At 27.0% G+C, this 13,361-nt stretch carries 16 protein-coding genes and 1 pseudogene; 14 read left to right on the top strand and 3 right to left on the bottom strand.

Annotation, left to right across the window (positions count from 1 at the left end; genetic code table 11):
* The 6 genes and pseudogenes from A500_RS09425 to A500_RS09400 form a co-directional block, all read left to right on the top strand.
* On the top strand, positions 1–769 hold a 769-nt coding region (locus A500_RS09425), incomplete at its 5' end, for an ABC transporter permease (protein ID WP_016207351.1).
* Between the two features lie 243 nt (positions 770–1,012).
* A complete protein-coding gene (locus A500_RS09420; RefSeq protein WP_016207350.1) occupies positions 1,013–2,842 on the top strand; it encodes a carbohydrate-binding domain-containing protein in 1,830 nt (609 codons plus the stop codon).
* A 259-nt stretch (positions 2,843–3,101) separates the two neighbouring features.
* Positions 3,102–3,410: pseudogene (locus A500_RS21230) on the top strand (PadR family transcriptional regulator); the annotation flags it as partial.
* A gap of 3 nt (positions 3,411–3,413) precedes the next feature.
* Complete coding sequence (locus tag A500_RS21225; RefSeq protein WP_341349950.1) at positions 3,414–4,010, top strand: DUF2812 domain-containing protein; 597 nt, start codon at positions 3,414–3,416, stop codon at positions 4,008–4,010.
* Positions 4,011–4,060: 50 nt separating this feature from the next.
* Positions 4,061–4,717, top strand: coding sequence for a hypothetical protein (locus tag A500_RS09405; protein WP_016207348.1), 657 nt, complete (start codon positions 4,061–4,063; stop codon positions 4,715–4,717).
* A 165-nt stretch (positions 4,718–4,882) separates the two neighbouring features.
* Positions 4,883–5,518: a hypothetical protein gene (locus A500_RS09400; RefSeq protein WP_016207347.1), complete on the top strand. Its 636-nt coding sequence runs from the start codon at positions 4,883–4,885 to the stop codon at positions 5,516–5,518.
* Positions 5,519–5,719: 201 nt separating this feature from the next.
* Here A500_RS09400 and A500_RS09395 read toward each other — a convergent pair whose 3' ends face one another.
* From A500_RS09395 to A500_RS21905, 3 genes are read right to left on the bottom strand one after another with little or no spacing between them, the layout of a single operon-like run.
* Positions 5,720–6,409, bottom strand: a complete 690-nt coding sequence (locus A500_RS09395) for a DUF4956 domain-containing protein (RefSeq protein WP_016207346.1) — start codon at positions 6,407–6,409, stop codon at positions 5,720–5,722.
* Positions 6,403–6,831, bottom strand: a complete 429-nt coding sequence (locus A500_RS21910; protein WP_341349949.1) for a VTC domain-containing protein — start codon at positions 6,829–6,831, stop codon at positions 6,403–6,405. The genes A500_RS09395 and A500_RS21910 overlap by 7 nt, the downstream gene beginning before the upstream one ends.
* Before the next feature lie 53 nt (positions 6,832–6,884).
* Positions 6,885–7,148, bottom strand: coding sequence for a VTC domain-containing protein (locus tag A500_RS21905; protein ID WP_341349948.1), 264 nt, complete (start codon positions 7,146–7,148; stop codon positions 6,885–6,887).
* A 159-nt stretch (positions 7,149–7,307) separates the two neighbouring features.
* Here A500_RS21905 and A500_RS09385 point away from each other — a divergent pair, with 159 nt between their 5' ends.
* The 8 genes from A500_RS09385 (at position 7,308) to A500_RS21700 (ending at position 13,324) form a co-directional block, all read left to right on the top strand.
* A complete protein-coding gene (locus A500_RS09385) occupies positions 7,308–7,664 on the top strand; it encodes a DUF3221 domain-containing protein (RefSeq protein WP_016207345.1) in 357 nt (118 codons plus the stop codon).
* A 33-nt stretch (positions 7,665–7,697) separates the two neighbouring features.
* Positions 7,698–8,528 (top strand): PhzF family phenazine biosynthesis protein, encoded by an 831-nt coding sequence (locus A500_RS09380; RefSeq protein ID WP_016207344.1) that lies wholly within the window; start codon positions 7,698–7,700, stop codon positions 8,526–8,528.
* 22 nt (positions 8,529–8,550) lie between these two features.
* Positions 8,551–10,545, top strand: coding sequence for a fructose-bisphosphatase class III (locus tag A500_RS09375; RefSeq protein ID WP_016207343.1), 1,995 nt, complete (start codon positions 8,551–8,553; stop codon positions 10,543–10,545).
* Positions 10,546–10,735: 190 nt separating this feature from the next.
* Positions 10,736–11,347: a C40 family peptidase gene (locus tag A500_RS09370; RefSeq protein ID WP_016207342.1), complete on the top strand. Its 612-nt coding sequence runs from the start codon at positions 10,736–10,738 to the stop codon at positions 11,345–11,347.
* An 86-nt stretch (positions 11,348–11,433) separates the two neighbouring features.
* Positions 11,434–11,946, top strand: coding sequence for an RNA polymerase sigma factor (locus tag A500_RS09365; protein ID WP_016207341.1), 513 nt, complete (start codon positions 11,434–11,436; stop codon positions 11,944–11,946).
* Entirely contained in the window at positions 11,939–12,157 is a 219-nt protein-coding gene (locus tag A500_RS09360; protein WP_016207340.1) for a hypothetical protein, read from the top strand. Before A500_RS09365 ends, A500_RS09360 begins: the two co-directional genes overlap by 8 nt.
* Before the next feature lie 34 nt (positions 12,158–12,191).
* Positions 12,192–13,157, top strand: coding sequence for a hypothetical protein (locus tag A500_RS09355; RefSeq protein ID WP_016207339.1), 966 nt, complete (start codon positions 12,192–12,194; stop codon positions 13,155–13,157).
* Between the two features lie 38 nt (positions 13,158–13,195).
* Positions 13,196–13,324, top strand: coding sequence for a hypothetical protein (locus A500_RS21700; protein ID WP_278245115.1), 129 nt, complete (start codon positions 13,196–13,198; stop codon positions 13,322–13,324).
* The last annotated feature ends 37 nt before the right edge of the window (positions 13,325–13,361 follow it).

The following is a 13,361-nucleotide window of genomic DNA, read 5'->3' as shown; positions in this document are numbered from 1 at the left end:
CGGAGTAGCAGGAGCTTTATGGATAGGTTTATTAGTAGCGACATTAGTAGGAGTTTTATTTTCACTATTACATGCTTTTGCAAGTATAAACTTAAACGCAAATCAAGTAATTAGTGGTACAGCAATAAATATGATAGCTGGAGCATTAACAGTATTCTTAGCTAGAAACATTACAGGAAGTGGTAATATAAGAGTTACAGCAGGATTTATACCAAAGGATATTCCTATATTATCTAGTATTCCAGTAATAGGACCACTATTCTTTACTAAAACATATGCAACTACATGGCTTGTAATAATAATCTTAATTGCTAGTACTTTCTTATTATATAAAACAAGCTTTGGGTTAAGATTAAGATCATGTGGAGAACATCCACAAGCGGCAGCAGCTGCTGGTATAAGTGTTTTCAAAATGAGATATATAGGAGTTATGGTGTCAGGAGGAATGGCAGCTTTAGGTGGTGCAATAATATTACTAACATATTCCGGAGAGTTTAATGGTAATGTTGCAGGACTTGGATTCCTAGCGTTAGCAGCACTTATATTTGGACAATGGAAGCCACTTGGAATATTAGGAGCAACATTCTTCTTTGGATTTGCTTCAACTATAGCTAACGTATCACAAGCAATACCAGCATTATCAGCAATACCAGGAGTATTATTAAAGATATTCCCATATGTGGTAACTTTAATAGCATTAGTTTTATTCTCTAAATCTTCTCAAGCACCAAAAGCTTCTGGAGAGCCATTTGATGCTGGTAAGAGATAGGATTTTAGTTAAAAGAGAAAAGTTAAAAGTTAAGTAATTAATGTAGAAATTCATTCAAGGAATGAATTTCTACTAAAATATTAAAGAGTTTATATAGTTCATAGGAGTGAATTATATAGATTCTTTTTTTATTTTATTACTTTAGGTTTTAAGGAGGTATATGTTTTAAGATTAATTTAAGGTAATGATGTTATCTTATTAATATCAAATGATTATTTAATTGAAATTTTAGGAGGAAGATTTATGAGTAAAAAAGTTATAGCAATGTTAGCAATGGCATCTTTATTTATAGTAGCTACAGGATGTTCAAATAAAGAAGCAAATTCAAATAAAACTTCAGTAGCTAGCAAAGTTGAAGTGGACACAACAATAACATTAGGAGATACAATTGTTGTAGATGGAGAAGGAGTAGTAGTTGAAAAAAATAAGGTTACTATAAATTCATCAGGAACATACAGTATATCAGGAACATTAAGAGATGGACAAATAGAAGTTAATGCTGGAGATGAAGACAATGTACAACTTATATTAAATGGAGTTAATATAACTAACTCAACTAGTTCCGGGATATATGTAGCAAATTCTAAAAATACTTATGTAATATTAGAAGATGGAACTAGCAATGAAGTTACGGATGGTGAAAATTATATATTTGAAGATATCTCAACAGATGAACCGAATGCAGCAATTTTTAGTAAAAGTGATTTGTTTATTAGTGGAACAGGATCTCTTAAAGTAAATGCTAAATATAATAATGGAATAACAAGCAAAGATGATTTAGAAATAGCAGATGGAACTATATCAATTGATTCAGTAGCAGATGGTATTAGAGGAAGAGATTCAATTACTATTTCAAGTGGTAATATAATTATTAATTCACAGGGAGATGGTATGAAGTCTAATAATGATGAAGATACAGAAAAAGGTTATGTATTAATTGAAGGAGGAACAATTAATATAACATCAGGTGAAGATGGAATACAAGCAGAAACAGTTGCAACAATAACAGGTGGAGATATAACAATAAATTCAGGCGGTGGAAATGAAAACACATCTAAAGTTCATAGCGATTTTAGAGGCTTTGGAAAAACTCAGGGAGCAGCAGTAGAGCAAGATGAAGAAATAGATACAACTAGTACAAAGGCCATAAAAGCAGCAGTTAATGTTAAAATTGATGGAGGAAATATCAATATAAATTCAGCTGATGATTCAATACATTCAAATGATAAAGTTGAAATTAATGGTGGAACTATTAATATAATATCAGGTGACGATGGAATTCATGCAGATTCAATAATAGATATAAATAAGGGAGATATTATTATAGTAAAATCATATGAAGGTATAGAAGCAGAAACAATAAATATAAATGATGGAAATATAAAAGTTACTGCAAGTGATGATGGAATAAATGCTTCAGGCGGAAATGATGGATCTTCAATAAATGGAAGACCAGGACAAAATAATTTTGCTTCAGCAGGAAAGGGAACAATAAATATTAATGGTGGAAAAATTGTTGTAGATGCAAGTGGAGATGGTCTTGATGCAAATGGATCAATATATATGAAAGATGGAACAGTTATAGTAAATGGTCCGGAAGACAATGGTAATGGGTCATTAGATTATGATGGAGAATTCCAAATTACAGGTGGATTATTAATTGCATCTGGAAGCTCAGGTATGGCTCAATCACCAAGTGAAACATCAAGTCAAAATTCAATTAATATATTCTCAGCAATACAAGCTAATACACTAGTCCGAGTTGAAGATTCAAGTGGAAATGAAGTAGTAACCTTTGTTTCAAGCAAGAATGTTCAATCAGTAGTAATATCTTCAGCAAATATTAAAATTGGAGAAACTTACAAGGTTTATACTGGAGGAACATCAACAGGGTCAGTAAATGATGGTATATATTCAGAAGGAAGTTATTCAGATGGTACGGAATTAGAAAATTTTACAGTATCAGGAGTAGTAACTAACATAGGTCAAGTAACTGGAGGATTTGGAGGCCCTGGTGCTGGGATACCTGGTCAAGGAGAATTCCCAGGAGGAGAAATGCCTAAAAGACCTTAATAGAATATTTTATTGACAAGTAGTATATACAAATAATTTATAAATTATTTGTATATACTATGTTTTGTTTTTTATGCTTATAATAAATTAAAAAATATTATGCAAATAATTATCAAATTACTAATAATAAACATATGATATATATTATGTAATAAGATATATTGACAATATTGATATTCGATAATAGAATTATATTGTAATATATGGTAATTATTTTATAAATTTAATATCGAATATCGATGTTTGGAGGTGGCAAAGGATGCCAAGAGAACAATTTCAGAATTTAACTGAACCAATGTACTATATATTAATATCTTTAATAGAAGAAAGATGTGGAGTAGATATAATGGTATCAGTTGAAGAATTATCTAAGGGAAGAGTTAATGTAGGACCGGGAACATTATATGCCCTTCTTGGTAGATTTGAAAAAGAAGGAATGATTAGGGAGACAGAAGTTGTTGGAAGAAAAAGAAGTTATATAATTACTGAAAAAGGCTTAGAAATACTTAAAGATGAATATGAGAGATTAATAATGTTAATTAAAGATGGAAAATCTTTTTTGGAGGAATTTATGATGATATTTAGAAATAAAAAATGGGTTGTATTTAACTTTTTACCATATGAGCATAAAAGCTTAGAAGATTATTTAGAAAAGATGGCATTAAGGGGTTGGATATTAGAAAATATAAAAGGATATTATTTAAAATTTAGAAAAGATACTCCTAAAAAGTTAAGATATTCAGTAGATGTATTAGACAGCATATCCTTTATGGATGGAAAAGATACTGATAAAGCTCTAGAATATAGGGAATATTGCAAAGAGGCTGGTTGGGAATTTGTTTGTGAAAGAAATAAAATACAAGTTTATTGCAGTGAGCTAGATGAAGAAAGAATAGATATTCATACTGATGAAGTGGAAAAGTTTAATACTGTTAGGAAAGCATCATTAAAATATGTACTTTTAAATCTGATAACAATCATATGCCTTTTACTTGGTCAATATATTGCGACAATTGGAAGTTATAGTGCACACTTTTTAGCGAATCCATTAGGTTTAGGAACATTCATATTTGTTATTATTTTTTCACTTCATGAAATAATGGGATTAATTACATTTTTAATATTTAATATTAAGGGGAAAATATCTATAAATAATGGAAAAAAGTAAGTTATAATTTAAAGAAAATATCATTAGTAAGAAGAATTATTTATTGTTTAATGTCTATTGTTTTATTTATAGCTTGGCTATCCTTTGCTATAGAATCTGATGTTAGTATTTTAAAAATAGTTATTATTTTAGTTTTTTTAGTACTTGCATCAAATTATATAATTAATTTTATTAAGAATAAGAATATTAAAAATAAAAAAATAATAATTCAAGGAGCTTATCTAGTATTAACATTAGCAATATTTTTTACTATTACTAATATGATTTTTAGAGATGTATTTATTAAAGACTATAATTATAGCGATAAAATGTTAAATAAAGTAGATAATTTAAAAATTGAAGATTTTAATGATGTTAGTAAGGAAGATTTATTATATTTTAGAGCAGAGAAAACACCAGTAGCTGCTTATTTGTATTATGGAGATGAAGGAGAAAAAAATTACTTAAGTTATGAAATTTTTGAAAGTAAATATAAATGGGTAGTTGAGTATAATTTTAATAAGAGGATAAAATTTGTAAATAAAATAGGGGTAGAATATATAGAAAAGAAAACCAGTTTACCAAAAGGTATAAATGTTTATATGAATGAACATGGACATCGATATACAATAATATCTCAAAATAAAATGGTAGAAATATCAAGTATGGATAATGTAAGTGAAGAAGAATTAATTAATGTGGTTTATGAGAAGTTATTTGAAAAATAAATAACAAACAATAATAAGAAACATTTTAAATTTTATATGTTATATTTTTGAATTGTTTCAAGTTATTAATATAGATAATAAAAATTCAGAAGTAATTAGAAATGATGGTATAAATTTAAGAGAAGATATATTCAAAGATATTAATATAGAATAATAGGAGAGATTATGATATTAAAAAGAATGTTTAAGTTTATATGGTTAATAGCCTTATTACCAACAATCATATTGGGGTGTGGAAATATAAGTTATAATAACAATAGTCATAAAGAGGTTATATCAAAGAGAAATGAAATGATTAAGACTATTACTCCTACAGAAGCTAAGGTAGATTTAGGGACATGGATTGGTGTAGATATGGCAACTATTAATTATGCCTCAAATGATAGAATAGTTATTCACGGAAACTTTGGACTTTTTATTTATGATTTAAATGAAGAGAAAATTATTAGGGGTATTGATGTTAAATCTATAGGGTGCGGATCTACTCAAGGTGATAATGTATGTGTTGTTTCTGTTAGTAAGAATGGGAATATAATAAGATTACATCCATCTAGTAGTGAAAATATGTATGTTTATAACGTTGAAAATAATACTTTGATACGGACTAAATATGAAAAATCTAATGACGAGCTTAAAACTTTAATTTTAGAGGAAGAGTTTAAAAGTTATGATGGAGAATATTGCTATTCATATATAAAGCTTGAAAATGAAGAGGTTAGTTATTTAAGATGTCCTCAATCAAACATGGCAATAGATTTACAGTATATAAAGAATGATAAAGTTTATGATATATTTAAATAAATTTTAATTTTTATAATTTCCTTCATTAACTTGTTAATCATAAATGTTTTTAATAATAGATAATAGTGGAGATAGATTAATTAATGTGGTTTATGAGAAATTGTTTATTAGCAACTTAAAGTAATTAAATATAAGAAAGCGGAGATAAATAGACTATGATAATTTCACATATTCTATTTATCTTCTCTTTTATACAATAGTTTAATTATAAACTTTTTCTTCAAAACCAGCAAAATTTAGTGAAATATTTAAATTACCATTTTTGCATCTTAATTCATCTATAAATTTCTTTTGATCAACATCAAGTTTCATATGAATAATATAGTGAATTTCAAATAGTGAGCCAAAATCTCTAGTTTTTATAGTTTCAATATTCCATGAGTTTGTATATTTATTTAGTATGTCATCAAATATTCCATCATAATTTAAATCTTCAGGAATTGTAATTTTAAGTTTAGAAGTTTTTGTTCTAGGCATAGCAAATCTTGTCATATCTAGGATAACTACTAAGGCGCAGAGTATTAAAGTAAATATAAAGGCATATCCCACATAACCCATCCCACAGGTTAAACCAACAGCTAAGGTGAAAAATACATAAGTTATATCTTTTGGATCACCAGGTGCACTTCTAAAACGTATAATTGAAAATGCACCTGCTAAGCTAAATGCTCTTGCAACATTATTTCCTACTAAAAGTATAATAATAGCAATTATTACGGGTAGCATTATAAGTGTTACTGTAAAACCTGGGGCATATCCCTCTCTTTTATGTGTCTTCATATAGGCAAGACTTATAACTAGTCCAAGAATAATTGAAGATATAATAATTAATAGTGCGTTTACTAGAGTAAATGATTCTCCAGTAGTTGATGAAATGATAGTTTCTAACATGCGTTGTCCCTCCTATTAGAATAATTTGCATTTAAGCAATATTTCATATATTCATTTCCATATTTCGAAAAGTGAGTGTTATATATTGATAATTCAGAAAGAACTTTTGTAAACCAAACAGGTATTGCTCCAAGTATTTTTACCTCCATAAGATAATGATTTTCTTTTAGTAAATTTTCACCAAAGCTACCAAGTTCAAGAGCTAAGTTATCACGTCTAGTAATTATATTAGAATCAAATGTTATTCTAAAATCACTATTATCTTTTCCAAAGAAGGCTTTTCTGCTATAGCCTATATATACAGTTGGGTTAACTTCATTATTAGTTAAGTGGTATTCTATTTCATTAAGAACTTGATTATTAATGTAATCAGAAGTAGCAGGTTTTTCTCTTAATTCTAAGAACCTATAAGCCTCATTCAAAGTTAAAGTAGCTCTACGTTTATTTACTATACCGTTAATTTTTTTCTTTAACTCTAAAAAACTCTATCATCCTTACTATTAGGTACATTATAGCTCCTTAATCTAAGTTTTTCTTTATAATAGGGTTTGTTGATTGAATTTCGAATTATGTGACTGTCAAGTGTGTCATAATATATATTATAAATATCATAGTTTTTCCCATCTTTACAATATTTATCTGGATTCATATAGTTTTTTAAAATTGGAATAAGTTTGCTATATTGTTTCTCATTTAATATAAATTTTTTTTCAAATCTTTGAAATGATTTTATTGCCATACTATTACCTCCTATTGAATGATCTTTATGAAGTAATTATATAAACCTAACCTTAAAGAAATCTTAAATTAAAAAATAAATTTAAATTAATGTATATTTATATATCTAAAAATAGTAAAATTACAATAGTTAGAAATTAGTTTTAAGGAGAAAAAGAATGTGAAGTTTAAGAAAATTTATATAGGAATAATAGTATTAGGTATTTGTATGCTTAGTGTATGGATTATAGCAAACCACAAAAATGATAAAGTAGCTATAAGAGGAGTAGTAACAGTAATAAATGAAGAAAATGAAAAGGGTAATATTTTAGTAGAAGGAAATATTGAAGAAGATACAGAATTTGATAAGGCAAGTATTTATATAACCCAAAGAACGAAAATTATAAAAGAAGAGGCAAATGAAAGGTTAAAATTATCAGATATTAAAGTAGGAGATAAAGTAGAAGTGATAATTACAGGACCAATAAGAGAAAGTTACCCTGTTCAAGTAGATGCTAAAATTATAAGAATAAAATAAGTAAATATTGTCATGAAACTATAGGAGGGAAAAGTGAAGATTAATATATATCAAGTAGACGCTTTTACAAGTAAAGTTTTTAAAGGGAATCCAGCAGCTGTTTGTATTTTAGAAAAAGACATAGATGATGAGTTAATGAAAAATATTGCCCAGGAAATGAATTTATCAGAAACAGCATTTGTAAAACCATTAGAAAACTCTAATATAAGTGAGTGTAATTTATTTTCTTTAAGGTGGTTTACTCCAAAAGTAGAGGTAGATTTATGTGGTCATGCAACTATAGCAACATCGAAAATTTTATTTGATGAATTTAATGTAAAAGAACAAGAGATAAAATACAGAACTCAAAGTGGAATACTTACTGCTAAAAAGGAAAATGAAAAAATAAGTTTAGACTTTCCAATAGATAAGCCTTTAAATTTTCATTTAACAAAATATGTATTAAAGGCTATGGGCATAATAAATTATTCAAAAGCTATAGTAGGTAAAGAAACAAGAAAACTTGTTATAGAGTTAAAAGATAAAGAAGAGGTAATAAATTTAAAACCAAACTTTGAGATATTAAAATCATTAAATTTTGGAACTAATGTAAAGGGGATAGCTGTTACTTGCATAGGAGATGAGAAATATGATTTTATTTCAAGGTACTTTAATCCATGGGCAGGTATAAATGAGGATCCAGTGACAGGCTCGGTTCATACCTTATTAGCTAATTATTGGAGTAATAAATTAAATAAAACAAAAATTATTGCATATCAAGCTTCAGATAGAGGTGGAGAAATTTCATTAGAATTGTTAGAAGATGATAGAGTAAAATTAAGTGGTGAAGCGGCTATAGTATTAAAGGGAGAATTATATCTTTAAATTTATGGGGGAGAATATTAGTATGGATAAATATAATAACATTGATGATGAAAATATACTAATACAAGATATTTCAAGACAAGATTATTTAAGATTATTAGCTAAACAATATCAAAGTATTGCAGAAGCATCTACAGAAATTATTAACTTAGAAGCAATTTTAAACTTACCAAAAGGAACAGAACATTTTCTAAGCGATATACATGGAGAATATGAGCCTTTTATACACGTTTTAAAAAATGGATCTGGAATGGTTAAAAGGAAGATTGAAGATATATTTGGAAATTCACTAATGGAAAGTGAGAAGAAAAGTTTAGCAACTTTAGTATATTATCCAGAACAAAAATTAGAGATAGTCTTAAAGGAAGAAAAAAATATTAATGATTGGTATAAAATAACTTTATATAGATTGATTGAGTTATGTAGATTTGTTTCATCAAAATACACAAGGTCTAAAGTCAGAAAGGCTTTGCCAAAGGATTTTGCTTACGTTATAGAGGAGTTACTACATGAGCAAAGCAGTGAAGTAGATAAGCAGAAATATTATGATAAAATAATTACTACAATTATTGACATAGATAGAGCAAATGAATTTATTATCGCTTTATCTAAACTTATACAAAGATTAGTTATTGATAGGCTTCATATATTGGGAGATATATATGATAGAGGACCGAGACCAGATATAATACTAGATACATTAATTAATTATCATTCAGTCGACATACAATGGGGAAATCATGATATGCTTTGGATGGGAGCTGCAGCTGGATCAAAGGTATGTATAGCAAATGTCTTAAGAATTTCAGCAAGATATTCTAATTTAGATATAATTGAGGATATCTATGGAATTAATATGTTACCATTAGCAACATTTGCACTGAAATACTATAAAGATGATTTATGCAAAAATTTTATTCCAAAAGTAACTGATAAAAATATATATAGCAACTCTGAAATTGATTTGATTTCTAAAATGCATAAAGCAATAACTATAATACAATTCAAACTTGAAAACGATATAATTAAGAGAAATAAAGAGTTTGAAATGGAACATAGGCTGCTTTTGAATTATATAGACTATGAAAAAGGAACTATTAAAATAAATAACAATATATATGAGCTTAATGACAAGACCTTTCCAACTATAGATAAAAACAATCCATATAAACTTACAAAAGAAGAAGAAATATTAATTGAAAAATTAGAATCCTCTTTTGTTAATAGTGAAAAACTACAAAGACATATTTTGTTTTTATTTGAAAAAGGAAATATTTATTTAAAGTATAACGACAGCTTATTATTTCATGGATGTATTCCTCTAGATTCTAATAAAAATTTTTCAAGTATGAATATACAAGGAAAAGAATATAGTGGTAAAGCGCTTTTAGAAAAATTTGAATCTTTAGTGAGAGAAGGATATTTTAGTAAAAGGGATACAAGAGAAAGAGACTATGGAATGGATATAATGTGGTATCTTTGGACTGGGGCAAATTCATCACTTTTTGGTAAAGAAAAAATGACTACTTTTGAAAGATATTTTATAGATGACAAATCTACACATAAAGAACATAAAAATCCATATTATAAATGGAGAGATGATGAGGAAGTATGTAAGAAAATCCTTAGAGAATTTGAGGTTGATCATATTGAAGGAAGGATAATTAATGGACATGTTCCAGTTAAAAATAAAAGTGGAGAAAGTCCTATAAAAGCTAATGGTAAATTGATGGTAATAGATGGCGGATTTGCTAAAGCTTATAGAAGCCATACTGGAATTGCAGGATATACATTAATATATAATTCTTATGGGTTTCAATTAGTTGCTCACGAACCATTTGATTCCACAGAAGAAGCTATAGTTAAAGAAAGAGATATTCTTTCTACAACAATGATAGTAGAAAAGAGATTAGAAAGAAAAAGAGTTAAAGATACGGATGTTGGTATGGAATTAAAAAGTCAAATAAGAGACTTAAAAATGTTACTTACAGCATACAGAAAAGGATTAATAAAGTAAAGTTTAAAATTTATGAATATCTAAGAAGAAGATATATATTAAAAAGCTATATCCAATTGAAGTTATAATTTTCAATTGGATATAGTTTTTTATTGGAGTAAACTATTTTGTAACCAAAAAGTAATTATGAAAAAATTTGGTTGTAAGTTAAAATTAATATATATTGTAATTATATGGGGTGGGATTTGTGATGAGAAAGAAGGTAGTCAATAGTAATATAGCTTTTATATTAGCTTTAATAATTTTAATAGTAGTTGGAATTTTAATATTTATTAATTTTAATGAAAAAGATAAATATGAAAACGAGGGAATAAATATGACAGAAGAAGAAAAGGTAATAGTAAATGAAGTTATTAAATTAGCAGAAGAAAAAATAGGTTTAGAATATGTATGGGGCGGAAAAGGTGAAATTATGACTGAAGAAAGGTTAGATGAACTTATAGGTTATTATGGAGATAAGTACTACCCATTGAAAAAAGAAACATATATAGGAAATCAAGCCTTTGATTGTTCAGGATTAACTTATTGGACTTATAGGGAAGTAACGGGAGTTGAAATTGGCTATTCAACTTTTGAACAAGAAGATATATTACAGGGATATGAGGTAAGTGAAGAAGATTTGCAGCCAGGAGACTTAATATATACACCAGGTCATGTAGTTTTATACAAAGGTAGAGGAGAAATAATAAATGCATATAATAAATTGCCATATCCAATTGGAGGAGTTAAAAGTGGCAAGCTTTATTTAGGTGATGATAGTGTAATATATAGACCCCTTGATTATATAAAATCCTTAGAATAATAAATTTTTAGGGAACTTTTTGCCAGCTATAAAACTCTTATATATAGTTAATAGTTAAGGAGACAAGGTTTGGGGGGGGAAGAAGCTTGGAGCTAGAAGTTAAGAAGGCTATAAATGGTGATAAAGAAGCTCTTTTAAAACTAATCATGAGTGAAAAAGATAACTACTATAAATTAGCATTTGTATATATGAAAAATGAACAAGATGCTTTAGATATATTACAGGAAATGATAGTAGTTTTATATAAAGAAATTCCAAAGCTTAAAAAGCTTGATTCATTTTATAGTTGGAGCAAAACAATACTTGTTAATTTATGTAAAAAGGAGCTATCTAAGAGAAAGAAATATGAAGATGCTAATTTAGAAAATATGCCAAAAGAAGATACTTTTAATGAATCAGAAAATAAAATTTATCTAAAATCTCTTATAGAATATTTAAATGATAATCAAAAAGAAGCTATTAGGCTTAGATATTATTTAGATTATACTTATGAAGAAATTTCTGAAATTATGAAAATACCATTAGGAACAGTAAAATCTAGAATAAATAAAGGTATTAATAAAATAAGAAAAATTATAGGTGGTGATATAAATGATTGATTTAGATAAAGAATTAAATAATCTAGAAGAAAAGGCTTTAAAAGCTCCACCAGAATTTGAAAATTTAATGAGAAAAGCATTAAATAATACAAAAAGAGAAAATAAAAAGAAAATAAATTTAAACAACAAATATATAAAAATAGCTTTAATATTTATAGCATTTATATTCATTTTTAATTTAAGTACAGTTTCTGCAATGATAAAAAGCTAATGGGATATGATGATTATTTTCTTATAATAGTTATGTGAAAAAACTTAATAATAGAGGGGAACTTCAAGAGGTTAATAAATCAATAGAATTTAGCAACGGTAAAAAAATAACCATAGAAGCAGTTGTTTATGACAATAAGTATCTTTCTGTTTTTATGAGAGGAAGCATTGCTTATACGGATAGATTTTTACCGACAGATGAACCTAATGAAGAATATGATTCTGCTAAACATAAATCTGACATAAGAATTTTAGATGGGGATTTTGCATCAGGTTCAAGTGCATTTAGTGAAAAAGATAAAAATGAAGATACATTAAGTGTATGGACCTTTAAAATAGGGGAAAATAAAAAAGATTTTACTTTAGAAATTACAGAAAAAGGCGAAGCTAAGGAGGTAACTGTAGATATAGATTCATCTAAGATAGTTAAAATTAAGAATATAAGGCCAGAAAATAATGAAATTCAAATAGATGGAGTAAGTTTTATAGTAAATAATTTAAGAGTTAGCCCACTTGCTATAAATTTAGATTATTCAGTAGTTTCTGATGATGAAGAAAAAATTGAGGCTATTCAAAAAAATGATGGAAACTTCTTTAATGAAGGTATATATATTAGGCCTGATATAGAGGGTAGAAATATCGAAAGAATGGGTGTAGTTGCATATGATGAAAAGGAAGCTATAAATAATGGTATTAGAATAGTTGAAAACTTTGTTTTAAAGGACTTAGCTATAGACAAATTTAATAAGGCTAAGATAGTTATAGAATCAGCAAACTTTAGCGAAGCTTTAAATATTGATATTAAGAGTAATATTAAAGATACTTGGATAAATGATAATTTATTTATAGAAGAGTTAAAATATGATGAAAAGAAAGAAGTGGTGGATATAGCTTATTGGAGTAAATATAAAAAATATGGTTTGATAAATACGTGCCTTATGAAATACTTCCTTATGATGGAGTTATTTCATATGAGGATTCAATTCATAAAAGTAATATAGATGATTTTTTAGGTAAGGATTATAGAAAGTTTATATTTATGAGAAGACAGTTATATATTGGAGAGAAAGAAAAGCTTTTTGAAAGCAAAGGTTTTTTTGTTGCTCATAATAAAGCATTAGATATTAAGAAAAAAGATAGGACTATAAATCTTAAAATTAATTATTAGTTAATTGAAAATTACAAAAATATTGACAATATAAAAA

Origin of the sequence: Clostridium sartagoforme AAU1 (assembly GCF_000401215.1) — a bacterium.
GTDB classification, from domain to species: Bacteria; Bacillota; Clostridia; order Clostridiales; family Clostridiaceae; genus Clostridium; species Clostridium sartagoforme.
Note: the sequence above shows the minus strand (reverse complement) of the source record. Positions and strands in the feature narration are given on the sequence as shown.